We start from the raw sequence: 16,597 nt of genomic DNA on the forward strand, positions 1-16,597 counted from the left end.
ACCCAAGACGCAAGTTATTCAGTGTTTAGTAGAAAATTTTTCGATTGAAACGCAAGGAGCCTGTGACCAACAAACTTTATTCGAGATTCTGGTTAAAGCAGCCAGCACTGGAGACAGTATTGAAAACACAGCTAAATTGTTAAAAAATATTCCGACAGCTAATGATATTAGATATCATCTCAATAAAATTAATAATTTTGAGGAATTAGAAGCGCAAATAAATCAAGCATTAAAAAGTCGAATTCCTTTAGGATTAAAAAAGGGGTGTTTAAAAATAGCGATTGATTTAAATTTAATTTGTTATTATGGTAAACCAACACCGTCAGAATTACCCTACATATATCGAAGTGAAGCTAAATCTGGTACTAATTCATTTTACGCCTATGCCACTTTATACGTTATTAGTAATAATAAGCGTGTAACTCTGGCAATAAGAGGTGTTCGCCAATTAGATACTAGTGTGGCTTTAATTACTTATTTATTAGCAGAACTTGAACCCCTCAAAATAAATGTAAAAAAACTCTACTTGGATAGAGGATTTTTTAATACTCCTGTAATTAGATGGTTACAGGCATTAGATATCCCCTTTCTTATGCCTGCTATCAAGACTGGAAAAAAAGGAGGAATCAAACAATTTCTCAAGGGTAAAAAAAGTTATAAAACTACCTATACCATTACAAGAGACAAAGATGATTTCGTCACATTTGATTTATGGATTGTCTGTAAATATAGAAAGGGAAAGCATAAAAAGCATGGAGTTCAATACTTTGTTTATGTTGCTTATAAGGTCAAAACAAATTTAAATTATATCTATCAAGATTATCGAAAAAGATTTGGCATTGAAACTAGTTATCGTCTGAAAAATATTTGTCGAATTAAGACGAATAACAAAAATCCAGTTTTGAGATTACTATTCATTGGAATATCCTTTCTTCTAGTTAATATCTGGGTGAATCTACTATGGCTCAAAATCAGCCGTAAAAGGAAGGGTAGTCGATTAATTTATCGCACACTTTTCACACTCAAACAGATGTTAGCTTTTTTATCTCAAGCCCTACAGAGGAAATATCAAGTCGTTGAAAGCATTTATATTCCATCCGGTTAGCGTCAAGAAATTATTACCCAGCCAATCATAAGTAATTGTTATCTATATGATATCTACTGGTTAGAACACTGGGAATTAAAAAGTATTTTATATTACTGATTGTTTGATGATAGCATCAGTGTTTTATAGGAATCGCTTTTTGGGAAAAACTTTTTGGTTTACTGGTAAAAGATAAGTTTCCTAAATTAACACCCGAAGAATATTTTGTCTGGGAAGAACAACAACTGCTTCGCCATGAGTATCTTAATGGTGAAATTTACGCTATGAGTGGGGGGACTCAAAATCATGGACGGATTGCTAGTAATATTATTTTCATTGTTAAAGGTCATTTACGGGGTAGTGGTTGTCAGGTTGGTAATTTCGATTGTCGTGTAAATATTGTGGAAACAAAAGATTATGTTTATCCTGATGTGAGCGTTACTTGCGACGAGAGAGATAGGACTGCAATCCAAGCCATTCAATATCCCTGTCTAATTGTTGAGGTTTTATCTCCCAGTACAGCCAGTTATGACCGAGGGGATAAATTTAGATTGTATCGTCGTAATCCTAGTTTGCAAGATTATGTTCTGGTTGATGCTGAGAAAATAGCGATTGATTTATACCGCAAAAATGATCGCGGTAATTGGGAAATTTTTAATTATCAGGTGGGGGATAATATCGAACTACGAAGTATTGATTTAAGTTTTCCCATTGAGTCGGTTTATGAGGATATTGCTTTTGAGGAATTAGGATAAATTGTTTTGAAACTCGTTCCTGACTGGGCGCAGACCCTGCGCCCCTACCTCCTGAATCTGTGACTTTTATCTCACAGAAAATGCCTCGCTAAAACGTCGAGTAATGGGTTCAATAATGAATGTTAAAACTGACTTTTTGCGAGTGACTATTTCGGCATTAGCCGCCATTCCTGGATTGAATTCTACGTCTTGTCCGCGGACATTTAAAGAATGTTTACTTAATTTAATTCTGGTGGGAAAAACCAAACCTAAGTCTTTATCAATTGTGGCATTAGGACTAATTTGTAATACTTCACCGTCAACTACACCAAATTCTTGAAACGGGAAAGTGGCGATTTTGACCTTTGCTTTCATTCCCTGATTAATAAAACCAATATCACGGTTAATAACTTTTACTTCTAAGAGCATTTCTTCCCCTTCTGGTAAAATTGATAGTAGTTCTTCTCCAGATTGGACTGGACCTTTGGTAGCTTTAATTTTGTAAATTGTGCCAGCAACGGGGGCTTTAATAGTTTCTCCGTCTTTTTGTTGTTTGGCTTGTTCTAATTGACCGGCAACGGTAGCTAATTCTTCTTTGCGTTTATTGATTTGGGTGAGAATTTCACTTTGACGTTCTGAGGTTAACCGGATGTTTTGATTTCGGGCTGTTTGATAAGCCTGTTCTGCTTGATTTATTTCTTGAAATTGGGCAGCAACGTCTTTTTCTAAAGAGGCAATTTTATCTTTTGCTTCTGTTAAGTTATTTTGATTTTTGGTAACTTCATCGGCATTTCTGATAATATCTGCATTGGCACGATTTAATCTTTCTTTAGCATCTAAATAATCAACTCTAGTTAAAGCACCTGGTTCAACTAAGGTACGAAGATTTTCTTCCCGTTGTTTAGCAATAGATAAATTATTATCTAACATAGAACGTAGACTTTTGACATTTTCTAAGTTTTTTTGCACATTGGTAAAACTGACTTTAGCATTGGCTAAATTTTCTTGTAAGCGACTCAAACGGACTTTGGCTTGATTGAGAATTGATTGTTGACGTTTGGCTTCTGCTGCTGCTGCTGCTTGTTTGGCTTTATAGTCTAATAACCGCGAGTTTAAAAGTTCATCTTGCAGGATTGTTCCCGCAATTTTACCTCCAGCACGTTCAGCTTGTAATCGTTGTAAATCATCTTCAATTAATTTACTAGATTTTGCTAGACGGTTGACATCTGTTTGCTGAAAATTGGGATCACGTTGAATGAGAATTTGATCTTTGGTGACGCGATCGCCTTCTTTCACTTTCACTGCTAAAATAGAACCATTACCCAAAGCTGTCACCGGTCTAACTTGGGTAGAAGCAATTAATTCTCCTGTTGCTGTGGCGACTTCATCAATTTCTGAAAAATGCGCCCAGGAAATTGTTCCAAAGATGATGAAACTAATTGTTCCTGCTAATAATCTTGTATAAAGCGGTGGTAGTTCCTGGACAGCTTTCCCCAATTCATAGGATAATTGTTCTTCTGGTTTTGCAAATCTTTCTTTTGTTTGACGCGCTTGTACAGCATTTGCAGCTAGGGAAAATTTCATAATTTGTCAGTTTTGTTAGTTGTTTTTTTATTGATTGATGCCAATTTTACCTCAGCCTTATCAAACTAACTTCTTCAGGTGAAAAGGCTTAATGTGGTAATTTTGTGAAGCTACATTAAGAATTGGTGTGGGCAATAACTAAATGTTTAATAGTAATCTATGCCAATATAAAATATTGTTATGTAAGTCACTGAACATATCCAGATCCCCGACTTCTTAAAGAAGTCGGGGATCTATATTAATTATTCTGGTTATTTTGATAACATGATTGTTTTTAGGAAAATTATCTGTATTTATTCCTACAGTTAGAAGCAAATTTCTCTACAATATACGTTAATAAGCTAGTAGCTTACTAGATAGGAACGTAAAAAATTAACTCTATGATTTACCATAGCAATGCGATCGCATCTCGTAAAGAGGGAAAATTTTCAGGTGTGTGTGGGCTTGATTTGTATTACCAAAGTTGGCATCCTGGCCGTGAAATCAAGGGAATCTTAGTCATAGTCCATGGACTCGGAGGACATAGCGGACTTTACAAGACGATAGTTGACCATTTGTTACCAAAAGAATATGCTATCTATGGCTGTGATTTACGTGGTCACGGGCGTTCATCTGGTCAAAGAGGTTACATTAATACCTGGGCTGAATTTCGTGATGACTTACAAACTTTCCTCAATTTAATTCGACAACAACAACCAGGATGCCCAATTTTTCTATTAGGACATAGCATGGGGGGAGTAATTGCCTTAGATTATACTCTTCGTTATGTGCAAGATAAATCTGCGTTGTCAGGTGTGATTGCTTTTGCACCCAGCATTGGTCAAGTAGGAGTACCCCTGAGTCGCGTCGTTTTAGGTAAATTACTCTCCCAGGTGTGGCCTCGTTTTTCCTTAAATATTGGCTTGGATGTCCGCGCAGGTTCACGAGATCAGAAAATCTTAGATTCCTATACTCAAGATAAATTACGCCATACTCTCGCTACTGCTAGGTTATCTACGGAGTTTTTTGCCACAGTAGATTGGATTCATAATCATGCGAAAAAATGGCAAGTACCATTGTTAATTTTACATGGTGGTGCGGATAGAATTGCCTTGCCAGCAGGAAGTGAAATATTTTATCAAAATGTTATCTATCCAGATAAATTAAGAATTGAATATCCTGGAGGTTATCATGATTTACACTACGATATTAATTATCTTCAAGTAATCACTGATTTAGTTAATTGGATGGATCAACATTTACCTGCTACGGTAGTTCCATTAGAATCAACTATACTAAACACGGGTGAGATTTAAACTTTTGCCAAATGACAAATAACCCAGATGTGTAGGGGTAAAGCAAAAGCTTAATGGTGTCAACTTAAGCTACAGATGTCTTATTTGTTGGCTTCCACACCCACCCAGAAATGAATTTCCGGGCTAATAACGAAAGTAAACTAAAGTTTACTCAAAAATTTCCGGGTTAAGTAGTCGGACAAAATTAAATTCACTCGTTGAGAGAGGGAACTCTTAACTCTTACAGCAAATTGTCATCAAACCTGGAACAAGAACCCCACCCCCAACCCCCTCATCGCTTGCGGGGAGGGGGCTAAGATGTACCTCATAAGATTGGAAATCGCTGTAACTGGGAACAGAAAAATCAATTGTGCAATTAATTCTGTCCCATTACTTATTTAGTCATCTTCAGATGACTTCTGCTATTAGACTGGGAATTCATTCCCAGGCGGGCTACAGGTTTTACGTTAAGTTGACACCAATGAGCAGTGCTTTACCCCTACACATCTGGGTTCTTTGACAGTCTCACTGACTTGGCTATGAGCTATCTTGTCTCTACCCCTATTTGATTTTAACCAAAAATTTAACTAGAGGACCCCACCAATGAAAGTGCTTTTACTTTACCCCCGCTTTCCCAAAACCTTTTGGTCTTACGACGAATTTATGAAAATGGCGGGACTTAAAGCATTTATTCCGCCACTGGGTATTCTGACCGTTGCGGCTATGCTACCAACAGACTGGGAAGTTCGGTTTTATGACCGCAATGTTAATCAAGAAACTGATACCGATTGGCAATGGTGCGACATTGTGATTCTTTCTGCCATGCTTGCACAGAAAGAAGACTTTCTCGCCCAAATTCACAAAGCAGCGCAGATGGGGAAAAAAGTAGCTGTGGGTGGTCCTTATCCAACCTCAGTCCCAGAACCAGCCAAAACAGCAGGAGCTAACTACTTAATTTTAGATGAAGGAGAGATTACAGTTCCCCAATTTTTAGAAGCGATCGCCAAAGGTGAAGAACAAGGAATCTTTCGCGCCCTAGAAAAACCAGATGTCACCCAAAGCCCTATCCCTCGCTTTGATTTACTCAAGCGAGATGATTACTTAATGATGGCAATCCAGTTTTCTCGCGGTTGTCCTTTTGAATGCGAATTCTGCGACATCATCAATTTATATGGTCGCAAATCACGGACCAAAGAACCAAGTCAAACCCTAGCAGAATTTCAAACCCTCTATGACTTAGGTTGGCGGGGATCTCTGTTTATAGTGGACGATAACTTTATTGGCAATAAGCGCAATGTAAAACGCCTCTTACAAGAATTAATTCCGTGGATGCAGGAACGCAATTATCCCTTCACCTTCCTGACTGAAGCTTCCGTCAACCTAGCAGAAGATACTGAGCTATTGGAATTAATGGCTAAAGCTGGTTTCTACGCAGTCTTTCTGGGTATTGAAACACCAGATCAAGACAGCCTGCAAGTCACTCGCAAGTTTCAAAATACCCGCAATCCCCTACTAGAAGCCTGTCGTACCATCAATCAAGCCGGGTTACTGATTTATGCAGGATTTATCATTGGTTTTGATGGAGAAAAAACTGGTGCTGGTGAGCGAATTCAAGCTTTTATCGAAGAAACAGGCATTCCTCAACCAATGCTAGGTATACTACAAGCCATTCCCAATACTGCCCTCTGGGAAAGACTAAAAAAAGAGGAGCGATTATTAGAAGGATTTGGAGGTACGGAGGTGGGAGATCAGAATTCCTTAATGAATTTTGTTCCTAGCCGTCCGATGGTTGAAGTTGCTAAAGAATATTTAGAGGCAATTTGGAGAATGTACGAACCCAAAAACTATCTCCGCCGTTGCTTTGAACAGTGCCTTAAGATTACACCTAATCCCCAACTACAGCAGACAATGTATTTTCCTCCTGGCAAAGGACTGCGACTAGTTGCAAACTTGTTCTGGCGGCAAGGCTGGCAACGGCAGGAAATTCGGGGTCAATTTTGGCAACAGCTTTGGGCTATTCTCCGCACCAAGCCCCAATTCGTGAATATGTATTTGGGGTTATGTGCTGCTGGCGAGCATTTTTGGGAATATCGTCTTTTAGCTAGAGAACGTATTACCGAGCAGTTAGGATTTGATCCGCTAACTACGTCTACCCCTGAAAACCCATTAGGGGTACAGCCGACACTAGTTCCGTTGCATAGGAAGTTGTGACTTTAGGCATATCTTGACCAGAAAGTGGCGATCGCTATATCATTATACTCAAAACGGCTTGATTGTTTGATTCTAAACGTGGGGGTAAAGCAAAAGCTTATTGGTGTCAACTTAACGTAAAACATCTATCCCGCAAAGAACTCAAGTCATCTCATTCCCAGTCTCTGACTGGGAATGAATTCTAGAAGGCTCTGCCTTCAATGACATTAGAGGCAGAGCCTCATTAACTGCATTCCTAGTCAGAGACTAGGAACGAGATGTGGTAGGGATTTGAGCTTAAGTTGACACCAATGAAGCTCTTGCTTTACCCCTACACATCTGGGTTCTTTGTCATTTGGCAAAAGTTTAGATCTCACCCGTGTTTAGTATACCTATGGTTAATATCGTTAAAGCCCAATTTCGGTCATGTTGAGACGGTGAATCATGGGTTTTTTAATACAGGTGATGCTTACAGTGAATGATAACCGTTCAGAGTTGTAAATCTACTCCAATCCGATGAGCGCAAGCAAACCCAGAAAAAGCTACTGCATTCAAACCTTGTCCGGGGAATGTACTATCTCCTACACAATACAAATTAGGAATCACAGTGCGATTGAAAGGCATTCCCAATAACCCCCACAGCTTACGTTTAGGTATTGGTCCATAAGTACCATCTATCCGTCCTAAAAAGCGTCTGTGAGTACGTGGAGTCCCGATTTCCAAATAATCTAACCCAGCATCTAAACCAGGAAAAATTGCGGCTAATCTGTCAATAATTTGCCCTGCTGCTATTTCTTTTTTAGCCGTATACTCGCTTTCGGAAAGTCCCTGCCAATTACTAATCCAGTCAGGTGTAAAAGCATGAATAATATGATATCCTGGTGGCGCTAAATCCGGGTCAAGGAGGGTAGGAATAGAAACAAAAATTGTTCCTGTTGCTGTGGTCATTTCCTGCCAATCTGTTAATAAAATATGATGGCATTCTGTTCCTCCAGGTAAAACTGATGCTTTTACCCCTATATGCAAGCTTAAAAAACTGGGCGATTTTATATATCGTTGTTGCCAATTTTTTTCTTTAACTGGCATTTTTTCGGCTGGTAGTAGTTTTGTAAATGTGTCCCAGCGTGTGGCATTAGATACTATTTTTTTACCATAATAAACTTGACCATTTGCTAATTGTACACCTACAGCTTTTCCCTGTTTGGTGATGATTTTTGTCACTCGCGCTTGGTATTGAATTTCACCCCCAAATTGTGCTAAACCTGTTACCAATTTTTCGGCAATTTTCCCAACTCCTCCTTTAGGATAATTAACTCCTCCATAATGTCTATCAGAAAAAACCATGCCAGCATTAATCATTGGTGTCATGTTTGCTGGAACTACTGACCAGCAATAACACTCGATATCAATAAACTTTAATAACTGAGGATCTTGAATATATTTTCGGGCTACTTCTCCCACATTTAAGGGTAAATACTTGGCTAAACCTAGACAAGCTAAAGGATTTTTGAGAAATACCCGCAGGAGATATTTAGGTTCTTCTAATGATAATAATTCAATGTTATTCAGGCAATTAAAAACTTTTTGACATTCATCATAAAATCGCCTGATTCCCTTGGCTTCGTGGGGAAAATAAGCAATTAGATTTTGGAGAAATGTTTCATAATCTCGATCAATTTTTAAATCTAAACCATTGGGTAAATGATAGTGAATCTGGACAGAATCGGGAATGGTTTCCAGATTAACATTGACTGCATCTAAGGCACGGGTGAGTAAGTTGGTTGTTCCTTTATTTCCCATGCCAAAAATCATTGATGCACCGACATCAAATGTATATCCTTGGCTTTGAAAATAACCAGCACTACCACCGGGAATGAGATAACTTTCAAAAACTATAACTTTTGCACCTTTGGCTGCTAATTGGGTGGCTGTCACTAAACCACCAATACCAGAACCAATGATAATGACATCAAATAATTCAGAATCCATAATTTGCAATTTAACCCAAAAAATAGGGGAAAGTCCGCTGCTGACTAATTCCGCCTTGAGAATAATATATACTAAACATGGGTGAGATCTAAACTTTTGCCAAATGACAAAGAACCCAGATGTGTAGGGGTAAAGCAAGAGCTTCATTGGTGTCAACTTAATGTAAAACCTCTATCCCGCAAAGAACTCAAGTCATCTCATTCCCAGTCTCTGACTGGGAATGAATTCTAGAAGGCTCTGCCTTCAATAATATTAGAGGCAGACGGCGTGGTGTTAAGTAGTGAGACAAAATTAATTACATAATGTCACTGCGTAAGCGTGGCGTTAGCCATATGGAATGAAGTGAAATGAAGCAATCGCCAGGGTTGTGATTGCTTCCCTTCCCTCGCAATGACTGTAAATATTTTTGTCCAATTACTTAGCCATAATTCTGAATGGGCGCAGGCCCTGCGCCCCTACCTCCAGCTTTCTTGTTTTTCCTGATTCGGTGAATTCTGCTATGATGTTCCAGTAAAAAGACAATTATCCAGCCGCCCTTTTCTAGCTATGACGCAACAACTCCGTGTTTATGTTCCACCTCATCCTTTAATTCAGCACTGGTTGGGAGTTGCTCGTGATGTAGCTACGCCATCTGTATTATTTCGTTCTGCTATGACTGAGTTGGGTAGGTGGCTAACTTATGAGGCTGCTAGGGAGTGGTTGCCGACTCAAGAAACAATGGTGCAAACGCCTCTGACGACCTGTGCAGCCACTTTTATTAATCCTCAGATACCTATGGCTGTTGTGCCGATTTTGCGGGCTGGTTTAGGCTTGTTGGAGGGAGCGCAGGGTGTACTGCCTTTGGCATCAATTTACCATGTTGGCTTGGCGCGAAATGAAGAAACTCTAGAACCTACTTGTTATTTAAATAAATTACCCGAAAAATTCGCTCCCGAAACGCGGGTGTTAATTACTGAGCCGATGTTGGCTACTGGAGGCTCTATAATGGCAGTAATGGCGGAATTGACCCAAAGAGGTGTTGATCCGGCGTTAATTCGGATTATATCCGTAGTTGTTGCTCCCCCGGCATTGAAAAAGTTGGCTGCTGTCTATCCTGGCTTAATCGTTTACACCGCTACTATTGATGAAACGCTTGATGATCAAGGGTATATTGTACCAGGATTGGGGGATGCGGGCGATCGCATTTTTGGAACTTAAGCTAGGATGCCGCTAAGGCTGGAAAATAGCTAAAGTATTGTCAAAGTTGCTTATTTTCGAGAAGACGGTAAAAAATATGAGTCAGCAAGATGGTTTTGCTAGTGGTTTGTTACTGGGGTCATTGATTGGGGGTGTAGTTGGTGGTGTTTTAGGGGCGGTGATTACTTCGCGCTTAGATGCTAAGTTTGCAAATGAAGAGAATGAAGGGTTAACTGTTGGGGAAAATGATGGACAGACAGGGACTAAAAAGCGGCAAATGAGGGCTTCTGCTCATGAAAGTTTGGAAATAGAAGCAACCAGGCGATCGCTCGAAGATAAAATTGCCCAACTTAATGCCACAATTGATGATGTGCGGAAGCAATTAGGTAATGTCAACAGCAACTCATCCCAGGAAGTTAATGAGCATTCTTAAGGTTTCCCTTAGTTATATTGATTGGCTACACAATGCGCCGTGAGCTAAATTAAAATCAATCATGAATCTATGTTTGACATTTAATAGGAAAGTTACCCATCCATGAATTTACTAATTACAACTCTAGCTACCTTTGTCTCTCTTTACAGCTATTTGCTGATTATTCGAGTCTTGTTGACTTGGTTTCCCACTATTGAATGGTCTAATCAACCATTTGCAGCTTTAAGCCAAATTAGTGATCCCTACCTCAATCTATTTCGTTCCATAATTCCCCCCTTGGGTGGTATGGATTTCTCCCCTATCCTGGCATTTTTGGCATTGAACATAGTTGGTGGTATTTTAGATAGTTTAGCTCGCGCCACCTTGGTACAAGGGTTTTAAGCCCCAAATTACGATTTTCAATGTAAGGACGTTCCCAGGAACGTCTCTACAACTTTTATCTTCTCACTCGTCCACTAAATCCAGCAGCTTTAAATTGTTTAAGTTGCAATGGTACGGGCTGATTACTAGGGACAGTGATTCTAAATTCAAAATCACTAACTCCGGGAGGAACTTCGGCAATTAAACCCAGACGGGTGCGATTTTGTAAGGTTGAATCACCGTTGGCATCATATATGCGCCCAAAAATATCCGCATCATAAACAGTTTTGCGGGTGCTATTTTCTGCTTTACCTGTAACGATGAAGCAACTGGCAGAATTTGAACCGCTACTACCTACTATTCCACTGGACAGTTCTGATGGACATTCGTGATAGGAAATATCAGATAATTTAATCTGTGTTAATGCTAAGGCTGTGGGTGTCCATATCCAGGAAAGTAACCCCATTAGTCCTGCTATAAAAATTAACTGCATTGAGCGTAACCGCATAAAATACACCTTTGATTGGAAATTTACAAAAGTCGGCGTTGCTGTTGAAGAGTACAATTTTACCTCACGCAGAGGCGCAGAGTCTCTCCAGAGTAGAAATTTCAAATTATTGATTTTTGGTGTTTATCTAGTATTCTTAAACCTGCTTCTGGGTTTCCTGTGATAGCCATTGCTTTAAATCGGGTATAAGCATCAAATTTTGCTAAAGCTATATTAAAAATAATTGTTTGCATTGTTTTGCGTAAACGTTCATGAGGTTAAATAGGTGCATCTAATATACTCAAAACGGCTTGATTGTTTGATTCTAAACGTAGGGGTAAAGCATGAGCTAAACCCCTACACATCTGGGTTCTTTGTCATTTGGCAAAAGTTTAAATCTCACCCGTGTTTAGTATAATGATTTTGATGATACTTGAGAATTTTTTGAGATGGCAAACATCTTCTAGAAGCGATCGCTCTGGTAAAATGACAAAGTAAAGTTAGAATAGAGGAAATTATGGCTAAAGATTTTTACGGGGTATAGAATTTAAAATATATATGAGCAGCAAAACATTTAGATTAGAACTCAAAGAAGGTTTACTAATTATTCCTCCAGAAGTTAGGGAATATTTACGTCATTGTCCACAACAAACTGAAATTGCGTTAATGATTCAGTCTGCATTAAATATGAGTTTTCAGGATAGTGATTTTCCCCAAACAAGTCCAGAAGATTTTAAGATGAAGTGGTATAGTTGGTTTGAATAAGTTGATAATTTGGAAATTATATCTTCTGATTCTGAAGTAATAATCCTCTGAAAGTTAAAATTGTTGTTAATACTATCATTGAATTATTTAATGGTAATTTTGAAAAATTCCTAGAACAAAATACATTATTAGTCAGTAATTATATTAACAGCTTACTGGAACAGCAGTTAAACCCCCTCTCGGTTCTAGAATGGCAAATTATGTACTGTCTGTCCACTGACCAGCAATTAACAACTATTACTGATTTAGCACCAAATCAAAACATATTACCGACTGTTTCTAAATCCCAACTTTTACAAGCAATAGAAAGGCTATATTCACGCTGTTTAATAGAGAAAGAAGCGGGTAAGTACACTTTGCAACCTGTTCTCAGGGAGTATGTCATGGAACAATTTATTCATAAATTATAATTTGGGCGTTGCTGATAGCCTGCGTGGCGAAGCCATATCGAGGTATGAAATTTCCAAATTGAACCTTTAAAAATCTTACCTTTGCGTCTTTGCGCCTTTGCGTGAGACTAAAATTCATACCCTTAATCAGCAACGCCATAATTTGATTATATCGAAGCTTGAAAAATTTGATTTGCGGTGAGATTTAATTCGGGAAAAGTTTGGGAAATAATCCGTTCATGATCTCTAAACTTACTAATTTGATATTCTTCATCAACCAAATTGCAAACAGAGATTGTCGGTTGTTTAGGATTACCAATAAAATTTCTTCCACCTAAAGCTGCATAATCTACAATCCAATATTCAGGGATTCCCATTTCTTCATAATCAGCATATTTTAAATGATAATCATCACGCCAATTAGTTGATACAACTTCAATTACTAAAGGTATAGATGCACCATTACTGATGATAGATTGTTTTTTCCATAATTTTTCATTTACCAGATTTTCACGATTTAGCACTAACACATCTGGAAAATAACCAGAATCTTTACCTTCTGGTCTAACTATAACTTGGTTGGGAATACCATAGGGTAATCCCAGACGTTTAATTTCAAAGGGAATTTCTACACCTAAAAACCCTTTAACTTCTTCGTGATCACCTATTGGTTGTGCCATTTCAATGATATTTCCATTATGTAGTTCGTAACGTACCCCGGAATTTTCAGGTAGCTCAGTGACAAATTCTTCAAAGGTAGTAACTTTAGATAAAGTTTGAATCATGGCTGTTGAGTATTGCTGATAATAAAAATATTATAGCGGCATTGTCAAACCTCAACTCAGATTAAGAACTATTGGCGTTGCAACTAAAAGTTAAGCAGCAACGCCGATTTTTTTAGGTCGTATACTCAGCGTTAATTTTCACATAATCATAACTCAAGTCACAACCCCAAGCCTGTCCTGTGCCATGACCATTACCAACACCGACGGAAATTAACACTGTGTCTGATTGCAGATATTCACCATGAGCGGCTGCTTTTAAATATGCACTAGCCGCTGCTTTATCAAAAGGTAAAGGTTGACCATTTTCAAATAGTAAAATATCCCCTAATTTAATAGAGAGGTTTTCCTGTTCAAACCGGACTCCAGCCCGACCAGCAGCCGCCGCAATCCGTCCCCAATTGGGATCATGACCGAAAATGGCGGCTTTGACTAAAGATGACCCTGCAATGGTTTTGGCAATTTGACGGGCTGCTAATTCATCATGAGCGCCAGTGACTTGGACTTCTATTAAACAAGTTGCTCCTTCTCCATCACGAGCGATCGCTTTTGCTAAATGCTGACATACATAAGTTAACATGGCTTCTAGCTTCTGTGCCTCTGCTCCCATTTCGGTAATTGCTGGGGTGCGAGATTGACCGTTTGCTAAAGCAATTAAACAATCATTTGTACTTGTGTCACCATCAACGGTGATAGAATTGAAGCTTCTATCTGCTGCTCTGGTTAACATTTGTTGCCAAAGCGTAGAAGATACCGCTGCATCACAGGTAACAAAGGCTAACATTGTCGCCATGTTGGGGTGAATCATCCCTGAACCCTTCGCAATGCCACCAATTCGCACCGGACGGTCATGGATAATGGTTTCTAAGGCTATGGATTTTGTCACTAAATCTGTGGTGACTATTGCTCCTGCGGCTGCGTCTGAGCCTGTTTCTGATAGTTCTGCAACTACTTTGGGGATACCACCCCGCAATATATCCATTTTAATCCGTTGACCAATTACGCCGGTGGAAGCTAATAAAATGGATTCTGGGTTAATACCCAATTCTTTACCTAACAAGTCTGCACTTTCTTGAGCATCTTTAATCCCTTGTTCACCTGTTGCGGCGTTAGCTTGTCCCGCATTACAAAGAATGGCTCTCGCGCTATGTTTCCCTTGTAATACTTGACGACAGTAATCTACACAGGCTGCTTTAACTTGGCTAGTGGTGAATACACCAGCAGCGATCGCTTCCACATCTGATACAATTAAGGCTAAATCCGGTAATCCCGAAGCTTTTAGTCCCGCTGTAATTCCCGCTGCTTTATACCCCCGCGCTGCTGTTACACCACCAGTAATGATTTGCCAATCTGCCATAATTTTACTCACAATTATCTATATCGCGTTTGCTGCTCAATTACTTTCCGCCTCTGGTTTGATATCAGCGTCCAGTATTTATGTCTATAAGTGAGTTTATCTGTTGATGACAATCTTTTTCTAATCACGAAAATTAAACCTAAAACAAATAAAAGAGAGCCACTTGGATAGCTCTCTAAAATCATCAGGGTGCATTTACTTAGCACGTTATATGATTCTAGCACCAAGGGGTCAAACCCCCTATTTTTTATTTTCTGTTAATGCGTATTTTTTTTCCTTTACGCTCTTTGGGTAATTTGTGGTTGAAGTATTTTAACGAACCACAGAGGCACAGAGAACACGGAGGGAAGAAGGAAGAGAAGATTTTTTTCAGTTATATAAAGAAAGAGAGCCAATAAAAACTAGCTCTCCCAATAATCAAGTTGCGTCTTATTATCACATTATACCATTGTCGGGGTGAGGGGTATAGCCCTACGTTGGCTCGTTGAGTTTCTCTTCTACCAATTGATTGGTGAGTTTGGGTTCTGCGCGTTTATCGGTTTTTTTCAGGACTTGTCCCACGAAAAAGCCTTTGAGGTTGGTGTTACCTTTGCGGTATTTTTCGACTTGTTGAGCATTAGCGGCGATGATTTCATCAATTATCGGTTCAAGAATGGTACGATCTGAAATCAGTTCTTGACCAGCAAAGGCTTCTTCTGGGGAAACACCATTGAGTAAATCTGTGAGTTTTTCCTTAGCTTGAGCGTTGCTGATTTTCCCATTTTCAATGCGGGTAATCACATCAGCTAGGTTAACAGCAGTCAGTTTAATTTCGGAAATGGTGAGTTTTTGTTTGTTTAAGTACCCAGCGATATCTTGAGTAATCCAGTTAGCCGCAGATTTGGGATTTGCACCTTTAGAGATTGCACTTTCAAAATAGTCCGCAACTGGTTTATCCTCAGTTAAGACTCGCGCATCATAAGCCGAAAGTCCCAACTCATTTTCATAATAATGGCGTTTGCTTGCAGGTAGTTGGGGTAATTCACTTAACCAGGAGTCTAATTCTGTTTGGGTGACTTCAATGGGTGCTAAATCAGGTTCAGGAAAATAACGATAATCACTAGAACCTTCTTTCACTCGCATACTACTGGTACGTTGCGAACCTTCTTCCCAAAGCCGAGTTTCTTGAATAATCTTTTCTCCTGATTCAATGGCGGCGATTTGGCGTTCAATTTCATAATCAATCGCTTTTTGAATCGCACTGAAGGAGTTCATATTCTTAATTTCCACCTTAGTCCCAAATTGCTCTCGTCCCACCGGACGCACAGAAATATTCACATCACAACGCAGAGATCCTTCTTGCATATTCCCATCACTGACACCAAGATAGCGCACAATCCGCCGTAGTTCTTGGGCATATTCCGCCGCTTCTTGTCCTGTCCGTAAATCTGGTTCAGAAACAATTTCTACCAAGGGAATCCCCGCGCGGTTATAATCTACGAGAGAATAGGTAGAACCGGAAAGTCTTTCACTCCCAGCGTGGACGAGTTTCCCTGCATCCTCTTCCATGTGTAAACGGGTAATACCAATGCGTTTGCGACTGGGGTTTCCTGCATCATCTACCAATTCAATTTCTATCCAACCATATTCGGCTATGGGTAAATCATATTGAGAAATTTGGTAATTTTTGGGTAAATCAGGATAAAAATATTGTTTGCGGTCAAATTTACTATACCGAGCGATTTGACAATTTAACGCCAAACCCGTTTTCACGGCGTATTCGAGAACTTTGGCGTTAAGTACGGGTAAAACCCCTGGTAAACCCATACATACAGGATCAATGTTAGTATTGGGGTCAGCACCAAAGGCTGTGGAACTGTTGGAGAAAATCTTGGTATTGGTACTGAGTTGACAATGGGTTTCTAAGCCAATAATCGCTTCATATTCAGTTTTTACGGGTGTGGCTGTGGTCATATCCAAATTTTACAGTTTTTCTGATTTGGTACTATTTTAA

At 39.2% G+C, this 16,597-nt stretch carries 16 protein-coding genes; 9 read left to right on the top strand and 7 right to left on the bottom strand.

The window, feature by feature from the left end; genetic code table 11:
* The first annotated feature begins 118 nt into the window (after positions 1 to 118).
* Positions 119 to 1,105, top strand: a complete 987-nt coding sequence (locus FJR37_RS18905) for an ISH3 family transposase (protein WP_235334917.1) — start codon at positions 119 to 121, stop codon at positions 1,103 to 1,105.
* Positions 1,106 to 1,236: 131 nt separating this feature from the next.
* The gene (locus FJR37_RS18910; RefSeq protein WP_371416139.1) at positions 1,237 to 1,839 is read left to right on the top strand and encodes a Uma2 family endonuclease; all 603 of its coding nucleotides are present in this window, start codon (positions 1,237 to 1,239) and stop codon (positions 1,837 to 1,839) included.
* 66 nt (positions 1,840 to 1,905) lie between these two features.
* Here the strand turns inward: FJR37_RS18910 and FJR37_RS18915 are convergent, their stop codons facing one another.
* Complete coding sequence (locus FJR37_RS18915; protein ID WP_168466814.1) at positions 1,906 to 3,402, bottom strand: HlyD family efflux transporter periplasmic adaptor subunit; 1,497 nt, start codon at positions 3,400 to 3,402, stop codon at positions 1,906 to 1,908.
* A 380-nt stretch (positions 3,403 to 3,782) separates the two neighbouring features.
* Between FJR37_RS18915 and FJR37_RS18920 the strand changes: the two genes are divergently transcribed.
* Together FJR37_RS18920 and FJR37_RS18925 are read left to right on the top strand one after the other, a co-directional pair.
* Complete coding sequence (locus tag FJR37_RS18920) at positions 3,783 to 4,697, top strand: alpha/beta hydrolase (RefSeq protein WP_168466815.1); 915 nt, start codon at positions 3,783 to 3,785, stop codon at positions 4,695 to 4,697.
* 582 nt (positions 4,698 to 5,279) lie between these two features.
* Positions 5,280 to 6,887 carry a B12-binding domain-containing radical SAM protein gene (locus FJR37_RS18925; protein WP_168466816.1) on the top strand — a complete coding sequence of 536 codons (1,608 nt, stop codon included), beginning with the start codon at positions 5,280 to 5,282 and terminating at the stop codon, positions 6,885 to 6,887.
* A 468-nt stretch (positions 6,888 to 7,355) separates the two neighbouring features.
* On the opposite strand, the gene crtH is transcribed toward FJR37_RS18925, so the two are convergent.
* The gene (gene crtH / locus FJR37_RS18930) at positions 7,356 to 8,855 is read right to left on the bottom strand and encodes a carotenoid isomerase (RefSeq protein WP_168466817.1); all 1,500 of its coding nucleotides are present in this window, start codon (positions 8,853 to 8,855) and stop codon (positions 7,356 to 7,358) included.
* 546 nt (positions 8,856 to 9,401) lie between these two features.
* On the opposite strand from crtH, the gene upp reads away from it, so the two are divergent.
* The 3 genes from upp (at position 9,402) to FJR37_RS18945 (ending at position 10,845) form a co-directional block, all read left to right on the top strand.
* Positions 9,402 to 10,052, top strand: coding sequence for a uracil phosphoribosyltransferase (gene upp, locus FJR37_RS18935; RefSeq protein WP_027401029.1), 651 nt, complete (start codon positions 9,402 to 9,404; stop codon positions 10,050 to 10,052).
* A gap of 76 nt (positions 10,053 to 10,128) precedes the next feature.
* Positions 10,129 to 10,464, top strand: coding sequence for a hypothetical protein (locus tag FJR37_RS18940; protein ID WP_039205019.1), 336 nt, complete (start codon positions 10,129 to 10,131; stop codon positions 10,462 to 10,464).
* A 102-nt stretch (positions 10,465 to 10,566) separates the two neighbouring features.
* Entirely contained in the window at positions 10,567 to 10,845 is a 279-nt protein-coding gene (locus tag FJR37_RS18945) for a YggT family protein (RefSeq protein ID WP_027401027.1), read from the top strand.
* A 55-nt stretch (positions 10,846 to 10,900) separates the two neighbouring features.
* Here FJR37_RS18945 and FJR37_RS18950 read toward each other — a convergent pair whose 3' ends face one another.
* Both FJR37_RS18950 and FJR37_RS27460 read right to left on the bottom strand, forming a co-directional pair.
* On the bottom strand, positions 10,901 to 11,332 hold the full coding sequence (locus tag FJR37_RS18950; protein WP_168466818.1) for a hypothetical protein: 432 nt from the start codon (positions 11,330 to 11,332) through the stop codon (positions 10,901 to 10,903).
* Between the two features lie 101 nt (positions 11,333 to 11,433).
* The gene (locus FJR37_RS27460; protein ID WP_256366886.1) at positions 11,434 to 11,565 is read right to left on the bottom strand and encodes a hypothetical protein; all 132 of its coding nucleotides are present in this window, start codon (positions 11,563 to 11,565) and stop codon (positions 11,434 to 11,436) included.
* A 304-nt stretch (positions 11,566 to 11,869) separates the two neighbouring features.
* Here FJR37_RS27460 and FJR37_RS18955 point away from each other — a divergent pair, with 304 nt between their 5' ends.
* Together FJR37_RS18955 and FJR37_RS18960 are read left to right on the top strand one after the other, a co-directional pair.
* Positions 11,870 to 12,076, top strand: a complete 207-nt coding sequence (locus FJR37_RS18955) for a hypothetical protein (RefSeq protein ID WP_168466819.1) — start codon at positions 11,870 to 11,872, stop codon at positions 12,074 to 12,076.
* A 200-nt stretch (positions 12,077 to 12,276) separates the two neighbouring features.
* A complete protein-coding gene (locus FJR37_RS18960; RefSeq protein ID WP_168466820.1) occupies positions 12,277 to 12,486 on the top strand; it encodes a hypothetical protein in 210 nt (69 codons plus the stop codon).
* 146 nt (positions 12,487 to 12,632) lie between these two features.
* On the opposite strand, the gene FJR37_RS18965 is transcribed toward FJR37_RS18960, so the two are convergent.
* The 3 genes from FJR37_RS18965 to gatB all read right to left on the bottom strand — a co-directional run bounded on the left by FJR37_RS18965 (position 12,633) and on the right by gatB (position 16,557).
* Complete coding sequence (locus FJR37_RS18965) at positions 12,633 to 13,250, bottom strand: Uma2 family endonuclease (RefSeq protein WP_039205027.1); 618 nt, start codon at positions 13,248 to 13,250, stop codon at positions 12,633 to 12,635.
* Positions 13,251 to 13,362: 112 nt separating this feature from the next.
* Entirely contained in the window at positions 13,363 to 14,604 is a 1,242-nt protein-coding gene (argJ, locus tag FJR37_RS18970) for a bifunctional ornithine acetyltransferase/N-acetylglutamate synthase (RefSeq protein ID WP_039205030.1), read from the bottom strand.
* 471 nt (positions 14,605 to 15,075) lie between these two features.
* The gene (gatB, locus tag FJR37_RS18975) at positions 15,076 to 16,557 is read right to left on the bottom strand and encodes an Asp-tRNA(Asn)/Glu-tRNA(Gln) amidotransferase subunit GatB (RefSeq protein ID WP_168466821.1); all 1,482 of its coding nucleotides are present in this window, start codon (positions 16,555 to 16,557) and stop codon (positions 15,076 to 15,078) included.
* Positions 16,558 to 16,597: the final 40 nt, after the last annotated feature.

This window comes from Aphanizomenon sp. UHCC 0183, assembly GCF_009712065.1.
Lineage (GTDB): Bacteria > Cyanobacteriota > Cyanobacteriia > Cyanobacteriales > Nostocaceae > Dolichospermum > Dolichospermum heterosporum.

Coding starts and splice junctions, on each gene's coding strand:
- FJR37_RS18915 (WP_168466814.1), bottom strand. CDS start 3,402: ATGAAATTTTCCCTAGCTGCAAATGCTGTACAAGCGCGTCAAACAAAA.
- FJR37_RS18920 (WP_168466815.1), top strand. CDS start 3,783: ATGATTTACCATAGCAATGCGATCGCATCTCGTAAAGAGGGAAAATTT.
- FJR37_RS18925 (WP_168466816.1), top strand. CDS start 5,280: ATGAAAGTGCTTTTACTTTACCCCCGCTTTCCCAAAACCTTTTGGTCT.
- crtH (WP_168466817.1), bottom strand. CDS start 8,855: ATGGATTCTGAATTATTTGATGTCATTATCATTGGTTCTGGTATTGGT.
- upp (WP_027401029.1), top strand. CDS start 9,402: ATGACGCAACAACTCCGTGTTTATGTTCCACCTCATCCTTTAATTCAG.
- FJR37_RS18940 (WP_039205019.1), top strand. CDS start 10,129: ATGAGTCAGCAAGATGGTTTTGCTAGTGGTTTGTTACTGGGGTCATTG.
- FJR37_RS18945 (WP_027401027.1), top strand. CDS start 10,567: ATGAATTTACTAATTACAACTCTAGCTACCTTTGTCTCTCTTTACAGC.
- FJR37_RS18950 (WP_168466818.1), bottom strand. CDS start 11,332: ATGCGGTTACGCTCAATGCAGTTAATTTTTATAGCAGGACTAATGGGG.
- FJR37_RS27460 (WP_256366886.1), bottom strand. CDS start 11,565: ATGCAAACAATTATTTTTAATATAGCTTTAGCAAAATTTGATGCTTAT.
- FJR37_RS18955 (WP_168466819.1), top strand. CDS start 11,870: ATGAGCAGCAAAACATTTAGATTAGAACTCAAAGAAGGTTTACTAATT.
- FJR37_RS18960 (WP_168466820.1), top strand. CDS start 12,277: ATGTACTGTCTGTCCACTGACCAGCAATTAACAACTATTACTGATTTA.
- FJR37_RS18965 (WP_039205027.1), bottom strand. CDS start 13,250: ATGATTCAAACTTTATCTAAAGTTACTACCTTTGAAGAATTTGTCACT.
- argJ (WP_039205030.1), bottom strand. CDS start 14,604: ATGGCAGATTGGCAAATCATTACTGGTGGTGTAACAGCAGCGCGGGGG.
- gatB (WP_168466821.1), bottom strand. CDS start 16,557: ATGACCACAGCCACACCCGTAAAAACTGAATATGAAGCGATTATTGGC.